Raw genomic sequence first — 26,570 nt, forward strand, 5'->3', positions numbered from 1 at the left:
TCTCCCCTTGAGGGAGAGGGACGGCCTGACGCGTTCAGCGGAAGGCCAGGGTGAGGGGTGCCGCGCTCGCCCATGCTTGGATGCATGTGGAAGCTACCCCTCATCCGCCCTTCGGGCACCTTCTCCCTCAAGGGGAGAAGGAGGGTTCGCTCATTGTCGACGGCACCAGCCTTGCTCGACCAGCCGATGGCGACGATCGATCAAACTACCCAATGCGAGGGGGCACGAAAACCATCGCGCCCCCTCGAAGCAGCCCGGCTTGCGCCGGGCCGCCCGGGAGGGACGCCTACACAGCCCCTTCGACGGGGGTGATCTGGGTGAAGATGTACCGGCCGTTCGACCAGTTCGTCACCGGGTTGGCATAGTTGTTGTCTGCATTCGGCCAGCCGGTCCAGTACCGGTTCGACTGGATGGAGAACACGTTATAGGCCATGATCGGGATATTCGGCATCTCCTCGAGGTGGAGCTTGACGAAGTCCGTTCCATATTCGATGCCCTTGGGATCGTTGAAGTCGATGCCGCGGATCTTCTCGATGATCTCGTCGAGACGCGGGTCTTTCCAGCGCATCCAGTTGCGGTCGGGCTGCGACGCGCCGGGCTCGGCCACATAGGCGGAGTGGTAGCTGTCGAGGAAGAAGCTGAGGTCGGGATGCCCGCCCCAGGTTTCCACTGCCCAGGCAATGTTGCACTCGTAATTGCCGACGCGCTGGCGGTCCCAGGTGTCCGAGGCCACTTCCGCGGTCGCCGCGATGCCGTTCTGCGCCCAGGTCTGGGCGATCATGACGCCCAGTCGGTTGACCACGCCCTCCTGCGGCACCATCACCGTAAAGCCGAATGGCTGGCCGTCGGCGCCCATCCACTGATTGCCGTTCTTGGTGAGGCCAGCGGCCGTCAGCAGTTCCTCGGCAGCCGGAATGTTCTGCTTCCACCAGCCATAGCCAAAGGCATTGCGGACCGCGGCTTCGTCGGTCGGCACGGCGTCGCCGAACTGCGGCCGCACCATGTCGGCGATCTGCAGGCCGATGGTCGGATCGTAGGGCTTCACCTTGCTGGTGCCGGTGTCGATCTCGTAATTGGTCAGGAATTCCTGCAGCGGTCCGTGATAGTCGCGCGGATGCGTGCCGGTCGGCGGCACCGAGATGGCCGAAAGTGTCGCCGCGCCGCGATAGCTGGCCATGGACATGGAGCGCGCATCGAGCATCAGCGCCAGCGCCCAGCGCACGCGCTTGTCCTGGAACTTGGGGTTCTGGTGGTTGAAGATGGCCATGACCAGGGTCGGATCGGGATGGGCATAGGGGAAGCCCGGGAACCAGCCCTGGACCTGCGGGTCCTGCTCCACGATCGAGAATGTGCCTTCCGGTGTCAGGTCATGCACCATGTCGAGATTGCCGTTGCGCATCTCGATCAGGCGGTTGTCGGTGGAAATATTGTTCCGGTAGATGATGAAGCGCGGTTTGGGTTCGCCCACCATGCCCAGCGCGGTCTTTTCCCAGTCGGCGCGCTTTTCCCAGATATACCAGGTGCCGTTCGGATCGAACGAATGCAGCGTATACGGCCCCAGGCTCACCGGCGGATTGTTGGCGAAGGTCAGGATGTCGTCCTGGGCCTCGAAGACATGCTTGGGCATGATCCAGGCCGCGGTCCAGCGCACCGAGAACAGTGCGTGGAAGCGCGAATTCGGCGCATTGAGCTTGAAGTGAACGGTGTAGGGGTCGGTCGCTTCCACTGACGCGACCTGGGCGGTGAAGGCGCCATTGTAGGGCGTGCCCGGCGTCGCCTTCTGCTTTTCGACCGTATAGACCACGTCGTCGGCGGTGAAATCCACGCCGTCGCTCCACACGATGCCCTGTTTGAGCTTCACCGTCATCTCGGTGAAGTCCGCATTATATTCCCACGGGCCATCGGCAAGCGAGTTGTAGACGGCATTCTCGCTGGCGCCCTCGATGCCCGCATCGGGGTCGATGAACCACAGCGTATCGGTCGTCAGGTTATGCGTGCCGTTGGACGTGCCGGCGCCGGCGCCCACGGCCCACGGATTGAACCATGCCGGGTTGCGGATCACGCCTTCGGGATTGTGAACGATCACCGTCTCGTTGCGCGGGAACTGGTTGAGGTCGGGCGCCGAGCCTTCGGCCTCCTGCGCAAAGGCCAGGCCCTTGGCCGAAACCATGAGTGCACCGGCGGCGGTGCCGAGCATGAAAATACGTCTGTCCATTAGATCCTCCCTTTGGGATGCTTTTCGCATTCCCGGTCGCAGCGCCCTCCAGCGCCGTCATAAGTCATACTTAACCAGTCGCTTGGGGCTGTCAACGTGCTTTGTGATGTAAATCGGATAACATGATATACAATAGAGTGGGGCGCACCGGTGCCGGTACGCCCCACAGGTCGTGCTTGGATTTTCGCTCTCAAATTCCAGTCATTGTGCGTTCATGCTCGCGGCCATTTTGTGGCCACCGCGATGTGGCGGAGATCGGTGTCTCCACTTATCCCCGCCAATGAGCGCCTACACCTTCACCCGCACCATCTGGTACGAATAGGGCGGCAGCTTCACGCTCAGCTTATTGCCGTCGATCTTGGCGCCTTCGCCCTTCCGCGGTGCAACTTCATCCTGCTTCTTGGCGGTATTCACCGCCTTGAGGTTCGGATGCGTCATCACCTGGTGGTCGATGATCTTGCCATCGCCGAAGCCCTGCAGGCTGACTTCGGTTTTGATACTTTCGCTCGTATGCCGATTGACCAGGAAGAAGGTCAGCGTGCCGTCTTCTTCATTATGCACGCCGGACACGTCCACGAATGGGGTGTCCTTGGCATGGGTGGTTTCGTAGCCGGGCGAATTGGTCACCAGCTGCAGTGCCGTGCCGCGGCCAAAGACCGACGCAAAGAAATACGGATAGTAGATGGTCTGCGCCCAGGCCGGGCCGCCCTTTTCCGTCATGATCGGGGCGATCACGTTCACCAGCTGGGCGATACAGGCGATCTTCACCACATCCGAGCGGCGGATGAAGGTGTTGAGGATCAGTCCGACCATCAGCACGTCTTCGAAATTGTAGATGTCTTCCAGCAGCCCTGGCGCATGCGGCCAACCACCATTGCCATCCAGGATCTCGCGATCCTTCTTGTTGGAATGGTACCAGACGTTCCACTCGTCGAAGGAAATATAGATGTCCTTCGTGGACTTCTTCTTGGCCTTCACCTGCTTTATCGTCGACGCAACGGTGTCGATATAGCGCTCCAGCTTGTGGCTTAGCCCCAGATAGTTGGGTGTATTGTCGTCGCGATTGGCGAAATACATGTGCAGGCTGATATGATCGACGTGATCATATGTGTGCTCCAGCACGATGCGTTCCCAATCGGGGAAGCTCGGCATGTCCATATGCGATGACCCGCAGACGATCAGCTCCAGCGATTTGTCGAACATGCGCATGGCGCGCGCCGTGTTGGCGGCCAGCTTGCCATACTCGTCGGCATCCTTGTGGCCGACCTGCCAGGGGCCGTCCATCTCGTTGCCGAGGCACCACATCTTGACGTTCCACGGCTCCTTGCGGCCGTTCTTGATGCGCAGGTCGCTCCAATAGCTGCCGCCGGGATGGTTCACATATTCGAGGAAGCTGCGGGCCTCGTCGACGCCGCGCGAGCCCAGGTTGACCGCCAGCATCATCTCCGTGCCGACGGTGTCGCACCAGTCGGCAAATTCATGCACGCCCACCGCATTGCTCTCGGACGTATGCCAGGCCAGGTCCAGCCGTGTCGGGCGCTGCTCGCGCGGCCCGATGCCATCTTCCCAGTTATAGGCCGAAACGAAGTTGCCGCCCGGGTAGCGCACGACCGGTACATTGAGGTCCTTGACCAGTCTTGCCACATCCCCGCGCATGCCATCCTTGTCGGCGGTCGGATGGTCGGGCTCGTAGATGCCCTCATAAACGGCCCGCCCGAGATGCTCGAGAAATGCCCCATAGACACGATCGTCGATTTTGCTGATCGTGTAGTCCTTATGCGCAACAACGGACGCTTTCACGACATCCTCCCTATAATCCCGTTTTTCTGATTTGTATCAGTTACCCCGTTGTAAACGACGCTTTGAGGATCGCGCAAGGGTGGGGAAGGCAAAAATATGATTATTTGTTCTCAGCGGGCTGTCTGCAGCCGCATGATGATTTCCTGGTCGTAATTGCCGAAGCCACGACCGAAAATATTGATGCCGCCCGGATGTTTAGCGTTGTCCTTGACGGCAATACGCAGCCGGATCGAATGGTGGTTGGCCAGGTCCAGGTCCACCAGCGAGATCGGGGAAATCTTGACGCCGTCCACATAAGTCCCGTCCAGGGTCACCCGCCAGCTCTTGAGCTTGCCGTACTGGCTGCCCTTCAGCTTCCACCAATCCGGCGTATAGACGCCGCGCTTGTCGCCGAAATCGCCGGGGCTCATCCAGGTGCCGATTTCCGTGCCATTGACCGACAGGGTGATGTCGCTCGGCCAGTCGGCAGAGGTGCCGGGAACCTCGGAGCTGAGCTCCATCGAGAACTCCATGGCCTCGATCTTGTTCTGGCTCAGCTTGGCATTGTTGGGGAACTGGTATTCCACGTAGCCCCGCGTGAACCAGATCAGTCCCGTCTTCATCCGGTCCGGATCGAGGAACGTGTCGGGCACGTCCAGCAGGCCAATAATGCCGTCCACCGAACACAGCCCGCAGGGTGCCGACACTTCGCAACTGGTATAGAGACCCAGCGGCATGGCCACTTCGATCGTGTTAGAACTCAGTGGGTTGATGTCTTCCTTGAACATCACCAGCACTTCGTCGAACATTGAGTGGCAAATCTTCTGATTGCCCTTGCGCGCCTTTTGCGTCTCGGTCCGGATCAGCCCCGCGCCTTCCAGGATCTGGATATTGGTCGAGACGGTCGACTGTGGCAGGTCGAGCTTTTCGGCAATGTCATTGCCGTTCATCGCCCCCTGCACATGCAGCAGTTTGAGAATCTTGACCCGTATTGGCGAGGCCAACCCCTTGAGCACCTCGATGCCTTCTTCTGGATCGACGACTAGAAAATTACGGCTCATGACGCTGGTTGTTCCGGAAACCTGGGATTGCCAAGGCATATCAGGATTTCTGATGCAATCAACCACGCGTTCCTAACCCAGCTCCAGACTGGTGATTCCGAACACCCGATGCTGCTCCAACTCCGGCGGCCTGCCGCGATACATCCGCGCCGTCATGAATCCGGGTACAAACCGGCGGCTCTGCAACGCATCGATGAACGCCTCCTGTTGCACCGGCACATCGATCTGCACCGGTCCTGCTATTGGCCCCAACAGGTCGAGGGCTAAGTCCACAGTGTCGGCGAACAGCGGGCCAATCTTGAAGCCCTCCACGCATGATCGCACCACCGCATAGCCCCGCAAGTCCCCGTTCGTCGAGACGGCAAGGTACTGGTTGGGCGACATCAGCCAAGCCTCTAGAAAATTTCGCCTTTCCGCCGGAAAGCAGGCGCGATCGTAACCCGCTACATCGTCCACCCTTGCAGGCAATGCCGCGGACGTTTGGCCAGCCAGCGTCCCGCTCATCCGCACCGTCTCATAGGCGCGCACGAACCCCATGCGCCCATAGTTTGCCTGCTGCTCCGGCACCCCATCGAGCCCGATGGTTCGGCTGCCCAGATGCGCCATTCCCGCATCCCACACCGCCTTGCCATGACCCTGGCCGCGCCAGTCCTTGTGGCAGATATAGAGCCCGATGAAGCCGAAGTGCTCGTCATAGGCCACCGCCGAAATGGCGGCCACCATGACCCCATCGATAAAGGCGCCAATGAACCCGCTCGGGTCCGCGGCCTGGAAGGGCAGGGCGTCGCTCAGCCCGGGATTCCAGCCTTCTGCCGCCGCCCAGTCCAGCAAGGTCCGGATTTCATCCAGCTCAAGCGTTCGGATCAGCCGCGTCATGCCGGCGCAAACTCGGCCAGCGCGCCCGCATAGGGCTTGGCCACCGGCGCCGCATAGGCACCGCGCTTGCTGGTGCCAAGACCCAGCGCCACCAGCGCCTCAGCCTGTTTCACCGCTGCGCCCACCCCATCGATCACCGGCATGCCGAACTCCCGGCTCAGCGTAAGTGCTAGGTCCGCCATGCCGGCGCAGCCCAGCACGATGGCCTCGGCATTGTCTTCGGCAATGGCCCGCACGATCTCGTTGCGCAGCCGGTCCCGCGCCCCCGAATTGGGGTCCTCCAGCGCCAATACGGCGATATTGGCCGCCCGGACACGCGCCCGCCCGGCCATGCCATAGCGTTGCACCAGTTCCTCGATCGGTACCCGTGACCGTTCCATCGTCGTCACCACGGTAAATCGCTTGGCAATGAATGCCGCGGTCACCAGCGCCGCCTCGCAAATGCCGATCACCGGCATGCGCACCATGGCGCGCGCCGCATCGAGCCCCGTATCGTCGAAGCAGGCGATCACCGCCGCCTGCGCGCCCTCGCGCTCGGCCTTGCCGATTTCCAGCAGCAAGCCGGGCAGGGCGAAGGCCTCGTCATAATAGCCCTCGATCGACACCGGCCCCATGCTCGAAGTCACCGCCACGATCTCGGTCGTCGGTGCCGCCACGATGCGGGCAGCATGGCCGATGGTGGCCGTCATGCTGGCGGTGGTGTTGGGATTGACGACGACAACACGGGTCATGCGCGCGCCCGGCGACGGTTTAGCAACAGGATAGTGCCCAGCGTAGCCAGAATAACCAGGAACGAGAACAGCGTCGTCACCGTCCCCAGCGCATAGAGCACAGGCGTCGTCACATTGGTGGTCATGCCATAGATTTCGAGCGGCAGCGTATTGGAGCTGCCCGAGGTCATCAGCGTCCGCGCGAACTCGTCATAGCTCAGCGAAAAGCCAAACAGGCCGACGCCGATCAGGCTCGGCGCAATCATCGGCAGCACCACATGGCGGAAGGTCTGCCAAGAACTCGCTCCCAGATCGCGCGCCGCTTCCTCATAGGAGGGCGAAAAGCGATTGAACACCGCGAACATGATCAAGACGCCAAAGGGCAGGGTCCAGGTCAGATGCGCCCCAAAGCCCGAGCTGAACCAGGCCGGCCGGAATCCCACCTGCTGGAACAGCACGCCAATGCCCAACGACACGATGATCGACGGCACCACCAGGCTTGCCACCGTCAGGTAAAACAGCGGCGTCGCCCCGACAAACTTGCGCCGGAAGGCCAGCCCCGCCAGTAGCGACACCAGCACCGTCGCGCTCATCACCATCAGCCCCAGCATCAGCGACCGCCCGAAGCTGGCGCCGAAATTGCCCACGGCCTGCGTCTCGAACAGGTTCTGGAACCAGCGCAGCGACACACCATTGAGCGGAAAGGTCAGCCCGCCCTGCGGCCCCTGGAAGCTGAGGATGAACACCGCCGAGAGCGGGCCGTAGAGAAACAGCACGAACAGCACGAAGAACGCGGCGAGGACGTAGAAGCCGGCAGACCGCTTTTCGCTGCCCATCTCAGAGCTCCTTGCGAATGTCGACAATGCGGAGAATCCCCGCGACCATGAACAGCACCACCACCAGCAGCACGATCGCATTGGCCGCCGCCGCCGGATATTGCAGCAGGCTCATCTGGTTGCGCATCATCAGCGCCACCGACGCGCTCTGCCCGCCGCTCATCACCTGCACAGTGGAAAAATCCGCCATCACCAGTGTGACCACGAAGATCGAGCCGATGGCGATGCCCGGCTTGGCCAGCGGCAGGATGACATTCCAGATGATCTGCCAGTCTCTCGCGCCGGCGTCCCTGGCGGCCTCGACCAGGGACTTGTCGATGCGCATCATGGTGTTGAAGATCGGCGTGACCATGAACAGCGTATAGAGATGCACCATGGCCAGCACGACCGCGAAATCGGAATAGAGCAGCCACTCGATCGGCTGCTCGATGATGCCGGCGCCCACCAGCCCCGAATTGATCAGCCCGTTGCGGCCCAGCACCGGGATCCAGGAGATCATGCGGATGATGTTGGAGGTCAGGAACGGCACGGTGCAAATCAGGAACAAGACCATTTGCATGGTCGCTGTCCGCACGTGAAATGCCAGGAAATAGGCCACCCAAAAGCCGACAAAGGCGGCGATGCCCCAGACCAGGGCAGCGAATTTCAACGTATTGAGATAGGTGCGCCAGGTGACCCAGGAACCCAGCGTCTCGGCATAGTTCAGCGTCATGAAATCGGGATACATGCCGGCAAAGTCATAGTCCCAGAAACTGACAACCAGCAGCAGCAGGATCGGGATGGCGAGGAAAAAGCCAAGAATGAGCAGCAGCGGCGTCGCCTGAATGTACGGCGTGGCGCGTGCGAGTAGGTTGTTCATTCTGTCTTTCTCCTGCATTCGCAGTCGACACCCTCCCCCTTGCGGGGAGGGATCAAGGGTGGGGGGCGAGAGCCCGGATATCGTGGCTCTCCACACCCCCTCCCAACCTCCCCCGTCGAGGGGGAGGTGCCGTCTGGTGGGTGTGACAAAATCCCGCCACACCCTGCGAGCCTAAGCCGCGATGAACTCGTTCCAGCGGCGGACCATGTAGCGGTCTTCGTCCATCACCGAGTTCCAGCAGGCGACCTTGCCCATGCGTTCCTCAAACGAGCCGCCATCGCGCACAGCGCCGGCCTTTTCCATCACCGTGCCATCCGGCGCCAGGATATCGCCCTGCGCCGCCTTGCCCTCGATCCAGAAGCCCCATTCGTCGGCCGACATATGTTCCTTGGCCGTTTCCATGGCCGCCGAGTAGTAGCCTTGGCGGTTGAGATAGCCACCGACCCAGCCGGACGTGTACCAGTTGATATATTCGTACGCCGCGTCGAGCTGCGCGCCCGATAGATGGGCGGCGAGGCCGAGACCGCCACCCCACGAGCGATAGCCTTCCTTGAGCGGCTGGTAGGTGCAGGCAATGCCCTTGGAGCGCACGGCGGCCACGGCCGGTGACCACATCGACTGGATCACCACTTCGCCCGAGCTCATCAGGTTGACACTCTCGTCGAAGCTCTTCCAGAAGGCGCGGAACTGGCCGTCCTGCTTGGCCTTGATCAGGAAATCGATGGTCGCATCGATCTCGGCCGTGGTCATGTTGCCCTTGTCGCCATAGGTGATGTTGCCCATGGCTTCCATGATCATTGCCGCATCCATGATGCCGATCGATGGCACGTTGATGATGGCCGTCTTGCCCTTGAAGGCCGGGTCCATGATATCGGCCCAGGTCGAAATCTCGCGACCGACCAAGTCGGGGCGGATGCCCAGCGTGTCGGCATTGTAGATGGTCGGCACCATGGTGAACCAGCCGGTCTCGCCCTTGGCGAATTCCTTGCTGTCCGGGCCATCGACGAAGCCCACCGTATGCGGGGCGGTGCCCTGCGCGATGACGCTGTCGGGCAGCAACTTGCCGGTTTTGAACAGCGGCACGATCTTGTCGTAATAGGTCAGTTTGCTGGTATCCATCGGCTGGATCACGCCGGTGGGGAATACCTTCTTAAGGATCCAGTATTCGATATCGGCGATGTCGTAGCTGTCCGGCTGCGTCACCGCGCGCTGCGCGGCGGCATCGGAATCGGTTGCCGTCATTTCCAGCGTAATGCCCAGGTCTTCCTTGCACTTCTCGGCAATGGCATTGAGGTTGCTGACGCCCGTGCCGAACTGGCGCAGCGTGATCGGGTTCTGCGCCCAGATCGTGGGGAAGCCGGTGATGACGCCCGAGCCGAGCGCCGTGCCGGCCACGGCGGCCGCGCCGGTCTTGAGCAGGTTGCGGCGGGAAATGCCGGTCGTCTTGGTGGTCTCTGTCATAGCCTGATGTCCTGTTGCTGGCTTTGAGTTAGGAATTGAGCGTGCCCAGGATGATGGCGTCCTGGGCATCCCAATGGAGGGGCACCGCATCGCCCACCGCGACGGGCGTCGCATAGAAGGCGGTGTCGGTGATGATGGCGGTGAATTCGGCAATGCCTGCGCCTTCGATGGTGAGCTTTACCGTGGCGCCGCGATATTCGAGGTTGGAGACAATGCCGGTGAAACCCAGCCCCTTGACCGGGCTCTCCCCGATCCGCACGTGATCGGTGCGTATGGCGGCGTCGACATCCGCGCCGGCCGGTCTGGGCGCGCCCGAGGCGGAAAACGTCCCGCCGCCCACGACCTCGAAGCTGACAAGCCCGTTCGACGCGCCCACGACCTTGCCCGAAATCACATTGTGATCGCCCATGAAGCGCGCCACGAACGCCGTGGCTGGCCGCTCGAACACCTCGCGCGGGCTCGCTGCCTGCTCGATGCGCCCATCGCTCATCACCACGATGAGGTCGGCCAGCGCCATGGCCTCTTCCTGGCTATGCGTCACATGCACGAAGGTGATGCCCAGCTGCTTCTGCAGCTTCTTCAGCTCAGCCCGCATGCGGATCTTGAGGAACGGGTCGAGCGCCGACAGCGGCTCGTCGAGCAGCAGCGCTTCGGGGTCAGTGATCAGCGCCCGCGCCAGCGCCACCCGCTGCTGCTGGCCGCCCGATAGCTGCGCCGGCTTGCGGTCGGCATAGGCTTCCATCTGCATCAGCTTGAGCATGTCGAGCGCCTTGGCGCGGCGCGTCTCCTTGTCGACGCCAGCCATCTTGAGGCTGAAGGCGACGTTGTCGACGAGGTCTAGATGGGGAAACAGCGCATAGGACTGGAACATCATCGCCGTGCCGCGCTTGGCTGGGGGCAGGTGGGTCACCACCGCCTTGCCCAGTACGATATCGCCGATCGACACGCTCTCGTGTCCGGCAATCATCCGCAGCGTCGAGGTCTTGCCGCAGCCGGAAGGGCCGAGCAGGCAGCAATAGCTGCCGGCAGGGATCTTCAGGTTGATGGCGTCCACCGCGGTGGTCTTGCCGTAGATTTTGGAAACCGACGCGATATCGATCTCGGCAGCTTTTGACATCCAGCGCTCCCCGATTGTCGGGAGACTCTATGCATTCGCCGTGCCAGACTCCGGCTGCCTTGTTAACCTGCTGTTATAACGGCATAATCCACCTTCGCCATGAATGTGCGATTCCTATGCACAAATCCAATGTGCCCGATTCATGGGCACGTGTTCTCATTATACGCCAAAATTGTATGCAATCTTAGCTGTGCCTGTATGCGACTTGTCGCTTCCGTTGCGCCGGGATTCTTCTTATGAATGGTCGACCGGGTGATCCATGACTCTTTCTGACCAGAATTTCAGCGGACCGTTCGTCGCCGAAGACCGCGCGGCGATGATCCGCGATCATTTGCGCGATGCCATCGTCGACCGTCGCCTGGCGCCGGGCACCAAGCTCAATGAGGCCGAAGTCGGCACGCTGTTCGATGTCAGCCGCACCGTGGTCCGTGCCGCCTTGCAGGCGCTGGCCTTCGAGGGCCTGGTCAAGACCGAGCGCAATCGGGGTGCCTTCGTCGCCAATCCCACCCCGGAGGAGGCAAGGCAGGTCTTCGACTCCCGCCGCCTGATCGAGCCGGGCATTGCCCGTGCCGCCGCCGAACGCATCACCACCACCGAAATTGCCAATTTCCGTGCGCGCCTGCATGACGAGAGCCGGCTGATGGGCGAGCGCGGCCCCACCGCGCGCCGCGCCGAAATCCATGCCTCGGGCGATTTTCACCTGCTGCTCGCCAGCGTCGCCGGCAACGCCATCCTGCTGCGCTTCATGGAAGAGCTGGTGGCCCGCTCCTCCCTGGTCATCGCCCTCTACGGCCGTTCCGGCGCCTCCAGCTGCGGCCACAACGACCACGCCGACATCCTCACGGCGCTCGAAGCCCACGACGGCGACCGCGCCAGCAGCCTCCTGCTGACCCATATCGACCACATCGAAGCCGACCTCGACCTGCGGACGACGACGGGTTTGGCTCTGCGCGAGGCACTGGCGCCTTAGGGGGCTAGGCACGCACGCCTGAGGCCAACTAACTGACCCGCCTAGCCCTCACTGGCCGCAGGCGGTTTGACCACAAGTCTCTCGATCAGCCGCCGCAGCTCGGAAGGGGTGGTGTGCCCTGAGACCACTTCATGGTAACCGATGCCCGCACGTCGAAGGGCTTCCTTCTTCACTGCGTCGCGAGCGGCGGCCGCGCCTTGATGATGTGCCCCGCCTTGATACTCGATGGCGTGCCTCGGCTGGCACTCCTCGTCAACTAGAAGCAAATCGACCCGCTTTGAGTTGATGCAGCGGTATGCTTCGGCGTCCTTGCTGCGGAGTATTTCGCCCAAAGAAACCTGCGCCATGACCTGCCAGCCGGGATTGCGACTGATCACCATCCGATCAAGCTCTCTAAACACCCGAGCTTCGCTCTTGTTGAGGAGCGGCTGGACCGTGAAGACCGCACTCATCACGGTTCGAAGTTGGTCAGCGGCATCGAACTTCTTGACGGTTTCGGCTTTCGCGAGCCACGGCCCGGCGGCGATGTCGCCGCGGCGCGCTTTCTCCCAGCGGCTGCGATTTTTCTTTCGCCAGGCCTGCCGCCGCATCTGGCTCCTAAAGCGCTCTATGGTTATGCCGAAGAAGGCGCCAACCGCTAGGACAGCAACAAACAAATAGGGCTTCTCGATGAGGGCGACGATCTCATTCAGCATGCCGGTTACAGTAGCTTTGCTGCTCAAAGAAGTCACCAACGACAACCGGGCGCCGTTAACAAGCTCGCGCGCCATAAAGATCTAGCTGATTGTTCTCGCACGATCCCCGCTGAACTTACACTCAGTCCAACCCACATTCCGTCGGCAATGATAGTCACCAGTCGAGCGACGAATAAACGTGCGAAATAACCCATGTGCATCAACGCCGAATGGAGGGAGGCTGTCGAGAACCCCGGACCTGCTTAAGAGGAGCGCAACATAGCGCCAACCGCCGCGATCAACTTAAGCCATCGAACTGGAAGGGAGAATTTGGCTGGGGAACCTGGATTCGCAGCAAAACTAAATGTCGCCCGAAAGTCGCCGGAAACCTTGATTTCACGGGCGGCCAACATCGTCAATGGACCATGCTGGTGGCCAACCGTCAAGAAGGCGCGCCAGAGCTCGGAAGCGGCCTGTTGGGGTCCCGTCTGGCCGGTCTAACCCCGTCAATCGAAATCGAAAAGCGAGAGGTTGACTGCCTATAGGCTGATGTCTGAAACGGGGTGGGAAGGAGACTAGCAGCTATTAGGCACAGGATGGTCGAAAGCAGACACCCATCGCGCTGGCGTCGTTCGGAAAGACCGGCCAAGATGATGGCCTCCCGAAGCACACTGGCGGCACCATGCTTTCAAAGAATTCTGCAGTCTTATTCGATGTAGGCGGTCCTTTGGACACAGAGGTGCGGCTGGTCGAGACAGTGGCACACTCCATTATCGGCGCCCTTCAACGCCGAGGTATCGAAGCCGATCCGGCACGATACGCAAGGGCAGTTGAATATGCGGTGACCACCTATGCACCCGAGGATTTTCCAGCCATCGTCTGGCACATGACTGGCGGTGACGCTCCCGTCAGCGTTGAAATTTGGAGCGAAGTGTCTGGGCATCTTCAGTCGGAACGCCGAGCCGCCCTGTTCACCCCAAGGGAGGGCATGAGGGAACTCCTGGAGAGCTTGCAATCGCGAGGGGTTCTGTTGGGGCTGGCGGCCAATCAACCCCCATCGGCTCTTGAAGCGCTAGACGCAGCACAACTGGGCCAGTTTTTCGCATGGCGCGGAGTAAGCGGCACATTGGGATACCGCAAGCCTGACCATCGTCTTTTTTTGGCCGCGTGTGATGGCCTAGGTGTCGCGCCAGATGCATGCGTCATGATCGGCGATCGTATTGACATAGACATCGCCCCAGCGTCGCAACTAGGCATGACCACGGTGCTCTTTAAAACGGGTCACCACCGGGGCCAGCGCCCACGCTCGTGGCTTGAGATGCCAGACTACGAAGTATCGTCGGTTGACGAGTTGACGAAGCTCTTCTCTGCATGGTGACTGCTTCGCAGTCTCCGAACGGCAAGGCCCAAAGGCGGCAATGGGGTCGTAATCTGCCGAGCTGCAATGCGCCAAAAATTCGGCCGCTAAGATGAGCTTCTTGCTTAATCCGGCGGGCGGGTCGTGAGCCGATGCTCGCGTGGCGTTTGCCCGAAGGCAGCGCGGAAGGTGCGGGTGAAGTTGGATGCGTTTTCGTAACCGACGCGTACCATGATTTCGGCAATCGGCAGCCCGGTATCGCGCAGAAGCGACGAGGCAACGCGCAGGCGCAGGCCGATAACATACTGGCGCAGGCTCTGGCCGGTCAGGGCCCGGAAGCGCAGATTGACTTGCGTGCGGTTGCTGCCGCACCAGCGCGCGACGTCGTCCAGCGTAAACTCGGTGTTGAATCGCTCATGCACGAACAGCAGAGTCTGGTCCAGCCGGTCGCCCGAAACCGGCGCCGCCAATTGCTGGAGCTGAGGATTGGCGACCCGCAGCTGGAACAGCATTTCGATCAGCCAGGAGCGGGTGCGGCATGGCCAGTGTTCGTCGGTCTGCGCGCTACCCTCGGCCCCAATCCGGCCCAGCGCCTCGCCGATGCGCTGATGCAGCGTGGCCGACAGCATGAGCGGCCGTCCGGTGATCTCGGGCTCGAGGAAGCGCCGCAGCAGATAGGCGTCCTGCTCGGCGGTGCCTGCAAGCGCCGGCGTCGTGCGCAGTAGATGGGGCGTGAACAGGCTGTTGATGACGCCGGGCTCGAAAAACAGGGCGTCGAGCACCAAGCTATTGCGGCGGATGACTGCCGGCCGGCTGGTTTCGTCGAGCAGGATCACAGCGGGGGCTGCGATCATTACCGGGCCGTTGGGGCCCTCGATCAGCCCGGTGCCCTGTGCGACATGGATCAGGCCGTAATGGCCGGGAAACAGCTGCGCTGGATCGTAAGGTGCCAGTTCGATCGGCAGACGATAGCCGGCAAAGAACTGCCGGCCGACAAAGATCGATTGGGCCGGCACTGGCATCATGATGAAGCGGTTTCCATTCCGCACGATATCTAGTCCATCCCGGCATAGAAGCGAAGGGCGCTTGGCTCGACTGTACCCCGGGCGGCAAGCGTGCCGCGGAGGAGGACAGCATGGGCTTTCGACCCGCCATACTTTCGTTGCTCACGACGCTCGCCGTTACCGTTGCGATGAGCGCACCAGCGCTGGCCGCCGAGGCCAAGATCGTAGCCTTCACCAGCAACGATGGCATTGCCCTGTCGGGGCTCTGGTATGGGGAGGGCGACAATGTCGTGATCCTCTCGCATCAATACGATCTGGACCAGTCGGCCTGGGCAGATATGGCCAATAGCCTTGCGGACCAGGGCTATGGCGTGCTGACCTATAATTTCCAGGGCTACAAGCCATCGGAAGGTGCACAGGATATCGGGGCTATCGGGCACGATCTGGATGCGGCGATCGCCTTCGCCAGGGCCGAGGGTGCCGCCAATCTGGTGTTGGTCGGCGCCAGCATGGGCGGCATTGTCACCGTGCCGGCCGCCATTGCGGCGCAGCCTTTGGGCTATGTCACGCTGTCGGCGCCTTTGAGTTTCGCCGGCCTTGCAGCCGACGATGCATCCTTGTCGACATCCACCGCCGCCAAGCTTTTCATCAACACCGAGGCCGATGCCTATGTCGCCGCTACCAGGCACATGTTCGAGGTCGCCTCAGAGCCCAAGACGCTGGAAATCTATCCGGGCGGGGAGCATGCCATGTCGATGTTCGCGGCGGCTCATGGCGCAGAGGCTAAGGCACGGATCGTCACGTTCATCAACGACGTGATGCCGCTCTAGGGGGGCGAAGCATTGTCCTTCGCAGGAGGGGCCGAAAACGACGCGGGCGACGGTTTCGAGCGGAAAAGACAAATCAACGGCTGGCCGTTTTGGCTGATCTGAAGGACAGTCGCGGAAGCCGCGTTAGAGGGACGGAACATGTACGAAGTTGAGATTGAGGACATCCCGGCGGTGAAGGTGGCAACGCTGCTCCATCATGGCGACTATGGCGATCTGCCATTCGACCAGTTGCACAATTGGGGTTCGAGGGCGGGCCACCTGACCCCGCGGACCCGATGGATGGCGCTATTCTATAGCCACGACAAAACCCAGCCCGATGTCGACAAGGTGTCAAAAGCCGGTTTCACCATCGAGGAGTCGGTGGTCCCGGAGGGCGAGATCGGCGTAGAGACAATCTTTGGCGGGCGCTACGCGGTCCTCCACCATGTCGGCCCCTATAGCGAGATGCACAAAGCCGGGCGCTGGTTCATGGACACTTGGCTACCGGCTTCGAACGAGGCGCTGATCGGCGATTTGAGCTACGACGAATATCTCGACGCCGGCAGCTCGGTGGCACCAGAACATCTCAGGACCAAGGTGTATTTTCCGCTTGCAAGTCAGACTGAGCGCTGGACGCGTGGCTCAGCCATACAGGGATCGGCGGCTCAGACTGGAGGGCGGGAGACAATGGTCAATCCAATTAAGCGCGAGATTGGCGCTGTGTTTCTCCCAGTGCGGGATATCGAGGCAGCACGTGCCTGGTATTGCGATCTCCTGGGACTTGAGGGGCTCCCGGATATCGAGTTCGGCCACATCTGCGTCATTCCGATGACCGATGGCAGCGGGTTCGTGCTCGACAGCAAGGGCTTTGTGGCGCAGCGCAGCGGTACGCCGGCGTTCCACTTCAACTCCGACGATCTGTCCTCGGCCTTTGCCTATATGCGGGCGAAGGGCGTCACCATGGTGGGCGAGATCACGGACGGCATTTTCTTCAATTTCCAGGATCCGGACGGCAATCTGCTCATGGTGGCCGACGTTCCACCGGCTCCGAAAGGCTAGAAGCAGCGAGACATCCACGGGGCCGCGCCCGCGGTCCCCTGCCCTCGCCACCTTAGGTGGCGGGCAGTGCGCCAGGGCTTGCTTGTTCTAAAACAAATGCTTTATAAGTCAGTACCTTTATGGAGGCGAACATGCGTGATCAACTCGGCACCGTACTGTCCGCCCTATCGGATCCTACGCGCCGCTCAATAGTCGAGCGACTGATGCATGGCCCCGCTACTCCTCAAGAGCTGGCCATTGGCAAAACCATCACGCCCCAAGCGATCTCCCACCATTTGACTGTGCTCGAGGAGGCGGGGCTGATCCGGCGCTCTCGGGAGGCTCAGAGCAGACCATGCCACCTGGACGCCGCGGGACTGCGGTTAGCCGGCGCTTGGATTAGTCAGTATCAGTCGATCTGGGAGGGTAGCTTCGATCGCCTGGCCGAACACCTATCCAACACCAAGGAAACATAAGCGATGACGGTAGCGACCATTGACGATGACCTCGTCATCACTCGGATTTTTGCGGCGAGGCCGGACGCTGTCTTCGGCGCCTGGAGCGATGCCAGGCAGATGGCAAAGTGGATGGGTCCGGCTGGATTTACGTCCCCGGTCATCGAAAGCGACTTTCGCGTAGGAGGCGCTTACCAAATTTGTATCCGTTCGCCGGACAGACGGGACTATTGGTGGGGCGGCAGGTACCTCGAAATTGTCGAGCCGGAGCGACTGAGCTTCAGTGTGGAGACCTACGGCTGGCCTGGAGAGACCACGTTGCTCCGGGCTCCCCCCCATACCCGCATTGGCATAACGTTCGAAGCCGCTGCGGAAGGGCACACCAGGATGACGTTCCGCCAGTCGCCGTTTCCGCCAAATGTGGACCGCACAAACCACGAAAATGGATGGCTGGAGGCTCTGGGCAAGCTGGAACGATATCTCACTAAGTAAGGCCTCTCCCCCCAGCGCTGGCAGACCAGGGCGTACCGTTGCGGCGGTGCACTCTGGAAAGGTCAGACCGAGATGTCCGACGGCCACAGAAAGCCGCTGGCGTCCAGTCCAAGGCCCGAACCGAGCTTGCTTCGCACGACCGCGACCTACCGAACGGCCGCTGTCGGCTTTGCCTGCAACCAGTTGGCGACACCTCTCAGTCCGCCACGCGCCCCAAAACGGTGCTAAGTACCCTAGCCTCCGCCTTGGGCTTAGGTCAGTTCGTCGTGCTTGCTTTCCAACCGACAGCGAGCGAATGTTCCCGTCTTGTTCTTCTGTGTTACGGCCGGTTTGGTGTACAAATGACCAAAATCTTCGATGCTGTCGAATACTATGCCGAACCGTTCGGATATACGAAGGGCGGTCTCCATCATGATGTACTCGCAGGCTTGCCGGGCGAACGGGACGCCCTCGCCAAAGTCATCCACCAACTGCTTATTCACGAAAGCTGGGCCAGCCGGTACGGTGTCGTGCCAGACTCCAGCCAACTGCATGGCCCGCATCTGCGACCAGTAGCAGCGATGGTCGACGAGATATTGCGGCTATCGCCCGCGTCCCTCGATGTTAGCCGTGAACCTGCATTTCGAGCTCTTTGCTGCTGCCGGCACTTTTCCGTCCTGGCCGTGGCTGCGTTTCGCGCCAAGGGTATTCCGGCAAGGGCGCGGTGTGGCTTTGGCATGTATTTCAAACGTGGCAAGGGCGTTGACCACTGGATAGCCGAGGTGTTCGAAGCTGGTCGATGGGTCCGCGCCGACTTTCAGATCGATGCGTTGCAGCGTCGCGTGTTGCGGCTTCAATTCGATCCGCTTGACCAGAGGCCCGGCAAGTTTCTTACAGCAGGTGAGGCGTGGACGCTTTGCCGATCCGGCGGCGCTCGGCCAGAGGATTTTGGAATCGCCCACGAAGGCGGACTGTGGTTCATCGCCATGAACCTGGCGCGCGATATAGCGGCGCTGCGCAGGCGCGAAATGCTGCCCTGGGATGATTGGGGTGGGCTGGTCGACAGCGACGCCCTCCTCACGCCAGATTATCTGGAGCGATTCGATGATCTGGCCCGAATGACCCGCTCGCCTGATCAGAGTTTTTTCGAGTTGGCGAACGCCTACGAGGTCCAGCCGGGTCTTGCTGTTCCCAAGACTGTATTCAATGCAGTACGTCATACCTCTGACGCCGTAAACACCGACTAACTGATACCTGCAGCTCAGCGTCGGGTGCAAAGCCGAACGCGCTCGACGCAACCAATGTCGGCTTTTAGGAATACGCAGGTGTCCTCAAACTTCTGAAATGGGGTCGCTAGCTGCCAGCGTCAGCACTGCTTAGGTTTGCAGGCATTTCCAGGATCTCAATGATCTCGACTGAGTTTGAGCCAGAGAAAACGGCGAAGTGTGGGTGGTTCTTGAATATCGCGGCAGCTTGTTCATGGCTCTCGGCCTCGACCACCAGATAGCCCGTGATCAGGTTAGTTGTGCTTGAGACACCGTTCTGATCGGCCTTCAGAGTGTTTCCTAATGGCGCACCGTTCTCCACGATAGAAGTTTGGTGCGCCGTCGCCCATTGCCCCCACGCCGCCATGCTCTTTTGTTGGGTTGCATCGTCGGGCTGGTCGGTGCCGTTGTTGTTGGCAGCGCCCATTCACATTGAGAATGTCCGTCCCCCCGCCAGCATCAGCTGGCGCTTTCCTGCAGCATCGAGATATCCCCCGAATTGATCAGCGTCCAGGGCAGGCTTTCCCACAGCATGCGCAGGCCTTCGAAATCGTGTCGGAGAATCGGGTCCTCCACCCACGGCAATTCGTGGCCGGCGCGGCGTGGCTTTGCGCACAGAGTCTACGTCGAGAAGGGGGAATGGTCGGTGTACTTGGGAAGAGCCGGCCGCCCGTGCGGCATTCCTCTACCGTGACCCAGCGTCGTCAAGGCCGAGGAGGGTGTGCGTTCAAGCACCCGGCTTGGAACTTGCCAGAGCGGCACGCTTGGGGCCACCTATCGCAGTGCAATCTCGGTCGCGACTCCTGCCTGAAGAGTTATCTCCACCCGACGGCCGGCTTCACTTACGATGACTTGCTGCATCGTACCGGACCGCAAGCCGACAAGGGTGCAGCGTCCACCGGACCATTGCAAGTCTACCTCAATACCGCCGCGCACACGCACGCCGCGGATCGATCCTTCCGTCCATTGGTCCGGCAGGGCTGGCAGCAAGATGATTTCGGCATTGCGGGACTGCACCAGCATTTCGAGAATGCCCGCCGCCCCGCCAAAATTGCCGTCAATCTGAAACGGCGGATGGGCGTCGAACAGGTTAGTGTAGCTGCGATCGGGGCTCAGCAGCAGCGCCAGCACGTCATGGGCATGATTGCCATCGCCCAGCCGTGCCCAGAGGTTGATGCGCCAGCCAATGCCCCAACCGGTGGCGTTGTCGCCACGAATTTCGAGCGACCGCTGTGCCGCCTTCGCGAGCGTTGTGCCGGGCTCGATCTGTTGGCTCGGATAAAGGCCATAGAGGTGCGAGACATGCCGGTGGTGGATTTCGGGGACGTCCATGTCCCAGTCTTCCAGCCATTCCTGTAACTGGCCGGCCGCGCCGATCCGGTGCGGCACGAGCCGTTCTCGGGCCGCTGCCACCTCATCGCGCATCGGGTCGGTCTCGCCCAGTTGGGACGTCGCCGCGAGATAGGCATCGAACAGGTCGCGGATCAGCTGATTATCCATGGTCGGCCCGGCACAGATCGCGGCACCATGGGGATGGACGTTCTCCGGCGACAACGATGGCACAGTCACGAGGTGATTGGTGCCGGACAATGGCTGCAGGATGTCGAGGATGAAGCGTGTCGCACCAGTCAGAACTGGTAGCAGTCGCCGCACCAGCGCCACGGCGCGCCCAGCAAATTCCGCATGGTCCCAGAGCTGCGCGCAGAGCCAGGCGCCGCCTGTCGGCCACAGCCCCCATTGTGCGCCATCGACCGGCCCGGTGGCCCGCCACAGATCGGTATTGTGGTGCAGCACCCAGCCGCGTGCGCCATAGTGGACGCGGGCCATTTCGGCGCCAGTCACAGTCAGGTCTTCGGCCAGCGCCAGCAGCGGCTCGAAGCACTCGGCCAGATTGGCGGCATCGGGCAGCCAGTAGTTCATCTGCAGGTTGATGTTGGTGGTGTACTTGCTACCCCAAGGCGGCCGGGTTTCCTTGTTCCAGATGCCCTGCAGGTTGGCCGGCTGGGTGCCGGGGCGGCTCGAAGCAATCATCAGATAGCGCCCATATTGCACATAGAGCGCCGCCAGCGCCTGATCGTCGCCGTTGGCGAAGTTGGCAATGCGCTCGTCGGTCGGCAGGTCGGCGGCAGGCGTTCGTCCCAGATTGATGGACAGCCGCTGGAACAGCCGTTGGTGCTCCGCAACGTGCGCGGCGCGAAGATCCTCGTAGGATTTGCCAGCGACGGCTGAGCGACGTGCGGCCAGCAGCCCCGCCGGATCCCCTGAAACATCATCGAAGCGCCGGAAGCTGGTAGCGATATCGACGATGATCACCGCAGCGTCGGCGTCGCGCACCAGCAGCCGATTGCCGCGGCGCTCGCAACTGCCGCCCTCAAGGCGCAGGTCAACGCCGATGCCGAAGCGTAATTGCCCCGCGATGCCATGCTTGCCGAAATTCTGCCCGGAAAAGTCGAGGCGGGTGGTGGCTTCGCCCGGCACAATGGCGCCCAGTTGCGGACTATCGAGCCAGATCTCAAAGGTCAGCGTCCCTGGCCGTGATCCACCGATGCGGGTGACGAGCACATCATCGGCGGCCGATGCGAAAGCCTCGCGCTTGAAGGACAGCCCATCACCACCAATTCCCGTGCCGAGCAGGATGTAGCGCGAATGGGCAATGGCCGTGTCGAGATCGAGTGTGCGGCGATAGCTGCCGGCGACAGCCTCGTGGCCGAAATCGAGGAACAGGTTGCCCGCAGGCTGGTAGCTCATCTGCAAGTGCGGCACGGCCATCGAATGTTGGTTGGCCAGTGCCTCCGCCTCGGCATAGCGCCCGGCAAGAATCAGTTCGCGCACCGCCGCCAGGTTGGGCCGCGCTTCAGGGTTGGTGGGCTGGTAGGGCCCGCCTGACCAGAGCGTGGATTCGTTGAGCTGGAATTCCTCGCGACCCACCCCGCCGAAGACCATGGCACCAAGCCGCCCGTTGCCGAGCGGCAGGGCGTCAGTCCATTCCCGGGCTGGGGCCCGGTACCAGAGTTCACTATTGTGCATCGGAAAATCCAGTCAGTGCGCCAGGCGTAGCCGCTCGCCGGCGGGGTGGAACAGCATGGCCCGTTCGGCCCGTATGCCAATGCTGACGGTGTCTCCGGCCTTGATGCCGGGGCGGTCGCGCACTTCGATCACCACCGGTTCCCCCGAAGCGACACTGCCATAGAGGTAGCGCGTGCCGCCCAGATTCTCGACGACGTCAACCAACACCGACAATTGCTCGTCGCCGGGTTCGGAAACCGCAAAATGCTCCGGTCTGATGCCGACGACGACCTCGCCAGTGCCCGGATGTGCGTTGGCCAATTGCCCCCCAGCATCGAGCTTGAGCGCCTGGCCTTCGAACCGGCCGCGCAGGAAGTTCATGCGCGGCGAGCCGATGAAGCCGGCAACGAACAGGTTGTCCGGGTTCTCGTAGAGCTCGTCGGGCGTACCAGCCTGCTCGACCTTTCCTGCCCGCATGACGATGATCTTGTCGGCCAGGGTCATCGCCTCGGTCTGGTCGTGCGTCACATAGATCATGGTCGAGCCGAGCTTGTTGTGCAACTTGGCGATCTCGACGCGCATTGAGACGCGCAGTTCCGCGTCCAGATTGCTGAGTGGCTCGTCGAACAAGAAAACTTCGGGATCGCGCACGATGGCGCGGCCGATCGCAACGCGCTGGCGCTGGCCGCCCGAGAGTTGCCCCGGCTTGCGGGCCAGCAGCGGTTCGATCTGCAGCGTCTGCGCCGCCACCGCCACCCGCGCGGCGATCGCCGCCTTGTCCAGCCCGGCCATGCGCAGCGAGAAGCCGATATTCTGCTCCACCGTCATATGCGGATAGAGCGCGTAGTTCTGGAACACCATGGCCACGCCGCGCTCGATAGGGTCGGCATCGTTCATGCGGGCACCGTCGATCTGCAACGCGCCGCTTGTGATCGGCTCGAGCCCGGCGATCATGCGCAACAGCGTGGACTTGCCGCAGCCAGAGGGGCCGACAAAGACCGTGAAAGACCCATCCTCGATGGTCAGGTTCAGCCCCTCGATGACCGCGACGGGCCCATAGGACTTGCTGACATTTTCTAGTTCAACCTTGGACATTAATCCTCCTTTATGCCCGGTTACCGCAGCCTGCGGGCCGAGCCTCGCAATATGATGTCGTTGTCGATGCGCAGCGTCCGGCGACCCAGAGCGCCCGGATCCTCGAGGCGCTCCGCCAGCACGCTGGTAATCGCCTCGACGAGCTTTTCCACTGGCTGGCCCACCGCGGTTATGCCCGGCTGGTGCACGGAAAAAGCTGGCACGTCGTCAAAGCTCACCAGCGACAGGTCGCGGGGGATGGACAGCTCGTGCTCGCGCAGCCAGCGCAGGGCGCCGATGGTCATGTTATAGTTGGCGCCAAACAGGGCCGTCGGCGGTTCGGGCAGTGCCAGCAGGTCGCGCATGCCGGCGTAGCCGCCGGCCTCGCTCCAGCCGCCGTCGACGACGAGCTCCGGGACTTCCTCAACGCCGTGGTCCCTGAGCGCGTCGCGATATCCGGCCAGGCGCTCCCGTGCCACCGAGGTCTTGAGATTCCCGTGTATGGTGGCGACCCGCGAATGGCCCAGATCGAGCACGTGATCGACCAGCCGTTTGCTGGCCTTGCGGTTTTCGACAAAGACGCGGTCGGCCGCCAGGCCAGGCAGGTCATTGTCGTAGAGCACCACGATCAGGCCCTGGTCGATATAGGGTGTCATGCCTGAGCGCAGGTCTTCGTTGCCATCCATCACCACTGCGTCGACGCGATGGCTCGCAAAGAATTCGAGCCCCTCCATGAAGGAGCGCGGTTCTGTGTCGTGGCAGTAGGTGACCACTGCCCGTCCGGCCTGCCGCATCTTGCGGCTCAGCTGGTCGAGCAGGGCGGCGTGAAATTCACCCAGAGACGGCACCATCAGCCCTACGATATGGGTGGTGTTGGTCTTCATCGACACGGCAATGGAGTTGCGGCGGTAATGGAGTTCGGCGATTGCGCGTTCGATCGGCTCGCGATTGCCGCTGCGCACCGGGAGTCCGTTGAGGTAGCGCGAGACGGTGCCGATGGCGACGCCTGCCGCTTGCGCCACGTCGACAATTGTCGCTTGGCGCCGAGTCTGTTGCTCCGATTTGCTGATCTGTTCCGACATCGATGAGGTGGTCCCGCTGAAGTGCGCCCGTCCGGTACTGGCCGGGCGCCTTTCGCATAGATATCCGGCCCGACGGCCGCATGCCACTGCACGCGGCCCTTGTGCGCGGTTCAGTTCAGGCGTTCTGCTCGAACACCACGGCGGCGTGGATGCGCAGCCGATCGAGCGTAACGCCATATTGCCCGTCCCCCAGATCCTCGATCGCCACCGGCGCACCCGATACTGCCTCATAGGCGCGGGCCGGGCGGCTCGGCAGGCGCACCTTGGCGCTCACCGGACCGATCGGGGGAATGTCTTCGATCATCTCCATCACCCGCACACCATCGCCATTGGGCACGGCCTTGCCGCGCACCTGTGGCGGGCCGTAGAGCAGGTGCAGCACATGCCGTCCCTGTTCGGACTGATGAGTAAGGGTGGCGCGTCCGGCCGAGGGCAGGTCGGTGACCAATGCCGGCTTGGGCAGCAACCTTTCCAGCAATCCGCGCAGTAGGTACTTGTAGAGCGGCTGACCCAAGGCATGGTAGATCGTGAAGATCGGGTAGGCGATGTAGGCCACCCCGTCATTGATGGTGACGCCGGCGCCCAGCGGCGCCGCGTTCGGATCGTCCGGCGTATGGGCGTGCGACGAGAAGTGCTGGTAGCTGCGGTTGAAATAGGGCGGCACCACTTCCGCCAGCACCGTTGCGTCCTCGGCCACTATGGCCTGTGCCGTGCCATAGACCACGAAGGGCGAACTGGTCATGGATGGGTCGAGATCTTTGCCGGCCTTGAGGTAGGATGGGGTGAAGGCAACAGCCCCTTTGCTGGAAATGCCGGCCGGCACAGCGAACTTGCCATCCGCACCCAGGGCCGACGTTCCGCTCAGCAGCAGCTTGCCGCCACCGGCAACGAAGGCAGTGAAGCGTTGGGCGATCTCCCCTTCCACCGGAATTTCGTCGGGCAGGATGATCACGCGGTAGGCGGCGAAATCGACGCTGGGGTCGATCACGTCGAACGGGCGCTTCAACTCCTGCAGCATCTGCGCCGCGCCATCGTCGGCATGATTGTTGCGCGCGCCGACAGGATGGAAGTACTCGGCGGACAGGATTGCGATCTCCGACACCTGCCTGGCATTCTCGAGGTAGGGCTCGAGCTTTTCGACCCGCGCATAGGCGGGGCCGATCGAGGCATAGGTGTCGAGGTTGATCGCGCCATTGGGGTGAAGCTGGTCACCCACCAGGCATTTGGAGCCGAGCGCCACCATCTGCGCCGCCTCGTATTCGAGCGCGTCGGGGTGCTTGAAGCCGCCGAACTCACCCCATGAGGTGTGGAATTTGCCGGTATGGGCGACGAAATCGAGCCCCAGTGTCGCCGCGTAGCGGGCGCTTGACGGGAAGTGGTCATAACCCCAGCCGCCAGTCGGCAGACTTTCCAGTTCAAGATGGCTGTAAGTCGTGAAGCGCTTCGGGCCCATCTTGTGAATGTGGCCGCTATTGTAGAAGACGCGCAGACCGGGGAATTCCTCATTGAGCACCGCGCTCATTTCACTGCGGAACACCTCGTTGACCCACTCATCATTTTGCAGCCGATCCTTGGGCTTGGCCGGATCCAGGCCCTGTGCGGCCATGGTGTCGAGGCATTCCTGGCAGACGCAATCGGGTGACAGGACGATGTCGAAGAAGATGCCCGGCGTATCGTACGCGCCGGCGACTTCACGTGCCTGTGCCAGCAGCTCGTCGCGATAAGCTTTGTGGTTGAGACACAGCGTGTGCCAGGCCGCCTGCATCTGACCGGGGTCAAAGCGGTTCTCGGTGGCCGAGCGTACCCGCCACTCGGGATGCAGCCGCGCATTGCGCTCGTCCCACTGCACCGAGATATAGATGGGGCATTCGATATCGGCCGCCGTCAGCGCCGTGACCATATCGCCCAGCAGATCCGGCCGCGCCAGTTGCGGATGCGGAGCGCCGGCCTTGGTCGGGTAGTAGGACCAGCCGTGGTGGCACTTGGCAAAGATGGTGATCGAGTCCACATGCGCTGCCTTGAGCGTTTTGACGAAATCATCCGGATCAAAGGCCGCCCCGATGTCCGGAATGTGCTCCGACGTATGGAAGTCGAGGTGGATCTGGCGGTAGCGGAGTGGCTTGTTGGTGCGTTGCATAGTCAGTCCTTGGTGCCGGCGCGGGTTTGTGAGCCGGCGGCAAATTGGCGTTGGAAAACGAGGAAGACGACGAGGGGAACGATGGTGGTGACGATGGCCGCCACGCTTCGCAGGTCCCAGTTGAGGTCATAGGTGCCCGACACACGCGTCAGCAGCACCGGCAGCGGAATGGTGGTGCGCAGGTAAAGCATCGGCAGCAGCAACGAGTTCCAGCACCAGAGAAATTGCAGGATGCCCACCGCGAAAATCGCCGACAGGCTATTGGGCAGCACCACGAACCAGAAGGTGGCGATCGGCCCGCAGCCGTCGATCCG

General features: G+C 61.8%; 24 protein-coding genes. 7 read left to right on the forward strand and 17 right to left on the reverse strand.

From position 1 onward, the window contains the following. Positions 1–286 precede the first annotated feature (286 nt). The 9 genes from V6M52_RS03615 to V6M52_RS03655 form a co-directional block, all read right to left on the reverse strand. Entirely contained in the window at positions 287–2,170 is a 1,884-nt protein-coding gene (locus tag V6M52_RS03615; RefSeq protein WP_442881807.1) for an ABC transporter substrate-binding protein, read from the reverse strand. 333 nt (positions 2,171–2,503) lie between these two features. Further along, positions 2,504–4,015, reverse strand: a complete 1,512-nt coding sequence (arfA, locus tag V6M52_RS03620; RefSeq protein WP_332699523.1) for an arabinosylfuranosidase ArfA — start codon at positions 4,013–4,015, stop codon at positions 2,504–2,506. Between the two features lie 110 nt (positions 4,016–4,125). After that, positions 4,126–5,055, reverse strand: coding sequence for an ArsR/SmtB family transcription factor (locus V6M52_RS03625; protein WP_332699526.1), 930 nt, complete (start codon positions 5,053–5,055; stop codon positions 4,126–4,128). Positions 5,056–5,127: 72 nt separating this feature from the next. Further along, entirely contained in the window at positions 5,128–5,931 is an 804-nt protein-coding gene (locus V6M52_RS03630; RefSeq protein WP_332699529.1) for a GNAT family N-acetyltransferase, read from the reverse strand. Continuing rightward, positions 5,928–6,662, reverse strand: a complete 735-nt coding sequence (locus tag V6M52_RS03635; RefSeq protein WP_332699532.1) for an aspartate/glutamate racemase family protein — start codon at positions 6,660–6,662, stop codon at positions 5,928–5,930. The genes V6M52_RS03630 and V6M52_RS03635 overlap by 4 nt, the downstream gene beginning before the upstream one ends. After that, positions 6,659–7,477 (reverse strand): ABC transporter permease, encoded by an 819-nt coding sequence (locus V6M52_RS03640; protein ID WP_332687577.1) that lies wholly within the window; start codon positions 7,475–7,477, stop codon positions 6,659–6,661. Before V6M52_RS03640 ends, V6M52_RS03635 begins: the two co-directional genes overlap by 4 nt. A gap of 1 nt (position 7,478) precedes the next feature. Beyond that, positions 7,479–8,336, reverse strand: a complete 858-nt coding sequence (locus V6M52_RS03645; RefSeq protein ID WP_332699535.1) for an ABC transporter permease — start codon at positions 8,334–8,336, stop codon at positions 7,479–7,481. Positions 8,337–8,507: 171 nt separating this feature from the next. Continuing rightward, complete coding sequence (locus V6M52_RS03650; RefSeq protein ID WP_332699538.1) at positions 8,508–9,797, reverse strand: ABC transporter substrate-binding protein; 1,290 nt, start codon at positions 9,795–9,797, stop codon at positions 8,508–8,510. A 28-nt stretch (positions 9,798–9,825) separates the two neighbouring features. After that, positions 9,826–10,914 (reverse strand): ABC transporter ATP-binding protein, encoded by a 1,089-nt coding sequence (locus V6M52_RS03655; protein WP_332699540.1) that lies wholly within the window; start codon positions 10,912–10,914, stop codon positions 9,826–9,828. A gap of 259 nt (positions 10,915–11,173) precedes the next feature. On the opposite strand from V6M52_RS03655, the gene V6M52_RS03660 reads away from it, so the two are divergent. Beyond that, positions 11,174–11,884, forward strand: a complete 711-nt coding sequence (locus V6M52_RS03660; protein WP_332699543.1) for a GntR family transcriptional regulator — start codon at positions 11,174–11,176, stop codon at positions 11,882–11,884. Between the two features lie 41 nt (positions 11,885–11,925). Here V6M52_RS03660 and V6M52_RS03665 read toward each other — a convergent pair whose 3' ends face one another. Next, positions 11,926–12,579: a DUF2726 domain-containing protein gene (locus V6M52_RS03665; RefSeq protein WP_332699587.1), complete on the reverse strand. Its 654-nt coding sequence runs from the start codon at positions 12,577–12,579 to the stop codon at positions 11,926–11,928. Between the two features lie 661 nt (positions 12,580–13,240). Here V6M52_RS03665 and V6M52_RS03670 point away from each other — a divergent pair. Then, entirely contained in the window at positions 13,241–13,936 is a 696-nt protein-coding gene (locus V6M52_RS03670; protein ID WP_332699546.1) for an HAD family hydrolase, read from the forward strand. A gap of 104 nt (positions 13,937–14,040) precedes the next feature. Here V6M52_RS03670 and V6M52_RS03675 read toward each other — a convergent pair whose 3' ends face one another. Next, positions 14,041–14,940, reverse strand: a complete 900-nt coding sequence (locus V6M52_RS03675; protein WP_332699549.1) for an AraC family transcriptional regulator — start codon at positions 14,938–14,940, stop codon at positions 14,041–14,043. 110 nt (positions 14,941–15,050) lie between these two features. On the opposite strand from V6M52_RS03675, the gene V6M52_RS03680 reads away from it, so the two are divergent. From V6M52_RS03680 to V6M52_RS03700, 5 genes are all read left to right on the forward strand, one after another. After that, positions 15,051–15,749, forward strand: a complete 699-nt coding sequence (locus V6M52_RS03680) for an alpha/beta fold hydrolase (RefSeq protein WP_332699552.1) — start codon at positions 15,051–15,053, stop codon at positions 15,747–15,749. Between the two features lie 138 nt (positions 15,750–15,887). Then, on the forward strand, positions 15,888–16,787 hold the full coding sequence (locus tag V6M52_RS03685) for a GyrI-like domain-containing protein (protein WP_332699555.1): 900 nt from the start codon (positions 15,888–15,890) through the stop codon (positions 16,785–16,787). A 131-nt stretch (positions 16,788–16,918) separates the two neighbouring features. Further along, positions 16,919–17,242 (forward strand): ArsR/SmtB family transcription factor, encoded by a 324-nt coding sequence (locus V6M52_RS03690; protein ID WP_332699558.1) that lies wholly within the window; start codon positions 16,919–16,921, stop codon positions 17,240–17,242. A gap of 3 nt (positions 17,243–17,245) precedes the next feature. Then, a complete protein-coding gene (locus tag V6M52_RS03695; RefSeq protein ID WP_332699561.1) occupies positions 17,246–17,713 on the forward strand; it encodes an SRPBCC family protein in 468 nt (155 codons plus the stop codon). 341 nt (positions 17,714–18,054) lie between these two features. Then, positions 18,055–18,939: a transglutaminase-like domain-containing protein gene (locus V6M52_RS03700; protein ID WP_332699564.1), complete on the forward strand. Its 885-nt coding sequence runs from the start codon at positions 18,055–18,057 to the stop codon at positions 18,937–18,939. Between the two features lie 106 nt (positions 18,940–19,045). Here the strand turns inward: V6M52_RS03700 and V6M52_RS03705 are convergent, their stop codons facing one another. From V6M52_RS03705 to V6M52_RS03730, 6 genes are all read right to left on the reverse strand, one after another. Then, positions 19,046–19,384, reverse strand: coding sequence for a hypothetical protein (locus tag V6M52_RS03705; RefSeq protein WP_332699567.1), 339 nt, complete (start codon positions 19,382–19,384; stop codon positions 19,046–19,048). Between the two features lie 347 nt (positions 19,385–19,731). Beyond that, entirely contained in the window at positions 19,732–21,984 is a 2,253-nt protein-coding gene (locus V6M52_RS03710) for a glycoside hydrolase family 95 protein (RefSeq protein ID WP_332699570.1), read from the reverse strand. Between the two features lie 12 nt (positions 21,985–21,996). After that, complete coding sequence (locus V6M52_RS03715; protein WP_332699572.1) at positions 21,997–23,058, reverse strand: ABC transporter ATP-binding protein; 1,062 nt, start codon at positions 23,056–23,058, stop codon at positions 21,997–21,999. Positions 23,059–23,078: 20 nt separating this feature from the next. Next, positions 23,079–24,119 carry a LacI family DNA-binding transcriptional regulator gene (locus V6M52_RS03720; RefSeq protein WP_332699575.1) on the reverse strand — a complete coding sequence of 347 codons (1,041 nt, stop codon included), beginning with the start codon at positions 24,117–24,119 and terminating at the stop codon, positions 23,079–23,081. Positions 24,120–24,234: 115 nt separating this feature from the next. Continuing rightward, positions 24,235–26,256: an alpha-amylase family protein gene (locus V6M52_RS03725; protein ID WP_332699578.1), complete on the reverse strand. Its 2,022-nt coding sequence runs from the start codon at positions 26,254–26,256 to the stop codon at positions 24,235–24,237. 2 nt (positions 26,257–26,258) lie between these two features. Continuing rightward, positions 26,259–26,570: ABC transporter permease subunit (locus V6M52_RS03730; RefSeq protein WP_332699581.1), on the reverse strand; the 312-nt coding region annotated here is incomplete at its 5' end.

The organism is Devosia sp. (genome assembly GCF_036676215.1).
Lineage (GTDB): Bacteria > Pseudomonadota > Alphaproteobacteria > Rhizobiales > Devosiaceae > Devosia.

Excerpts from the sequence above, each read along its gene's own strand:
- V6M52_RS03615 (WP_442881807.1), bottom strand. The coding sequence starts at position 2,170 with ATGGTTTCGGCCAAGGGCCTGGCCTTTGCGCAGGAGGCCGAAGGCTCG.
- V6M52_RS03625 (WP_332699526.1), bottom strand. The coding sequence starts at position 5,055 with ATGAGCCGTAATTTTCTAGTCGTCGATCCAGAAGAAGGCATCGAGGTG.
- V6M52_RS03630 (WP_332699529.1), bottom strand. The coding sequence starts at position 5,931 with ATGACGCGGCTGATCCGAACGCTTGAGCTGGATGAAATCCGGACCTTG.
- V6M52_RS03635 (WP_332699532.1), bottom strand. The coding sequence starts at position 6,662 with ATGACCCGTGTTGTCGTCGTCAATCCCAACACCACCGCCAGCATGACG.
- V6M52_RS03640 (WP_332687577.1), bottom strand. The coding sequence starts at position 7,477 with ATGGGCAGCGAAAAGCGGTCTGCCGGCTTCTACGTCCTCGCCGCGTTC.
- V6M52_RS03645 (WP_332699535.1), bottom strand. The coding sequence starts at position 8,336 with ATGAACAACCTACTCGCACGCGCCACGCCGTACATTCAGGCGACGCCG.
- V6M52_RS03650 (WP_332699538.1), bottom strand. The coding sequence starts at position 9,797 with ATGACAGAGACCACCAAGACGACCGGCATTTCCCGCCGCAACCTGCTC.
- V6M52_RS03655 (WP_332699540.1), bottom strand. The coding sequence starts at position 10,914 with ATGTCAAAAGCTGCCGAGATCGATATCGCGTCGGTTTCCAAAATCTAC.
- V6M52_RS03660 (WP_332699543.1), top strand. The coding sequence starts at position 11,174 with ATGACTCTTTCTGACCAGAATTTCAGCGGACCGTTCGTCGCCGAAGAC.
- V6M52_RS03665 (WP_332699587.1), bottom strand. The coding sequence starts at position 12,579 with ATGCTGAATGAGATCGTCGCCCTCATCGAGAAGCCCTATTTGTTTGTT.
- V6M52_RS03670 (WP_332699546.1), top strand. The coding sequence starts at position 13,241 with ATGCTTTCAAAGAATTCTGCAGTCTTATTCGATGTAGGCGGTCCTTTG.
- V6M52_RS03675 (WP_332699549.1), bottom strand. The coding sequence starts at position 14,940 with ATGATGCCAGTGCCGGCCCAATCGATCTTTGTCGGCCGGCAGTTCTTT.
- V6M52_RS03680 (WP_332699552.1), top strand. The coding sequence starts at position 15,051 with ATGGGCTTTCGACCCGCCATACTTTCGTTGCTCACGACGCTCGCCGTT.
- V6M52_RS03685 (WP_332699555.1), top strand. The coding sequence starts at position 15,888 with ATGTACGAAGTTGAGATTGAGGACATCCCGGCGGTGAAGGTGGCAACG.
- V6M52_RS03690 (WP_332699558.1), top strand. The coding sequence starts at position 16,919 with ATGCGTGATCAACTCGGCACCGTACTGTCCGCCCTATCGGATCCTACG.
- V6M52_RS03695 (WP_332699561.1), top strand. The coding sequence starts at position 17,246 with ATGACGGTAGCGACCATTGACGATGACCTCGTCATCACTCGGATTTTT.
- V6M52_RS03700 (WP_332699564.1), top strand. The coding sequence starts at position 18,055 with ATGACCAAAATCTTCGATGCTGTCGAATACTATGCCGAACCGTTCGGA.
- V6M52_RS03705 (WP_332699567.1), bottom strand. The coding sequence starts at position 19,384 with ATGGGCGCTGCCAACAACAACGGCACCGACCAGCCCGACGATGCAACC.
- V6M52_RS03710 (WP_332699570.1), bottom strand. The coding sequence starts at position 21,984 with ATGCACAATAGTGAACTCTGGTACCGGGCCCCAGCCCGGGAATGGACT.
- V6M52_RS03715 (WP_332699572.1), bottom strand. The coding sequence starts at position 23,058 with ATGTCCAAGGTTGAACTAGAAAATGTCAGCAAGTCCTATGGGCCCGTC.
- V6M52_RS03720 (WP_332699575.1), bottom strand. The coding sequence starts at position 24,119 with ATGTCGGAACAGATCAGCAAATCGGAGCAACAGACTCGGCGCCAAGCG.
- V6M52_RS03725 (WP_332699578.1), bottom strand. The coding sequence starts at position 26,256 with ATGCAACGCACCAACAAGCCACTCCGCTACCGCCAGATCCACCTCGAC.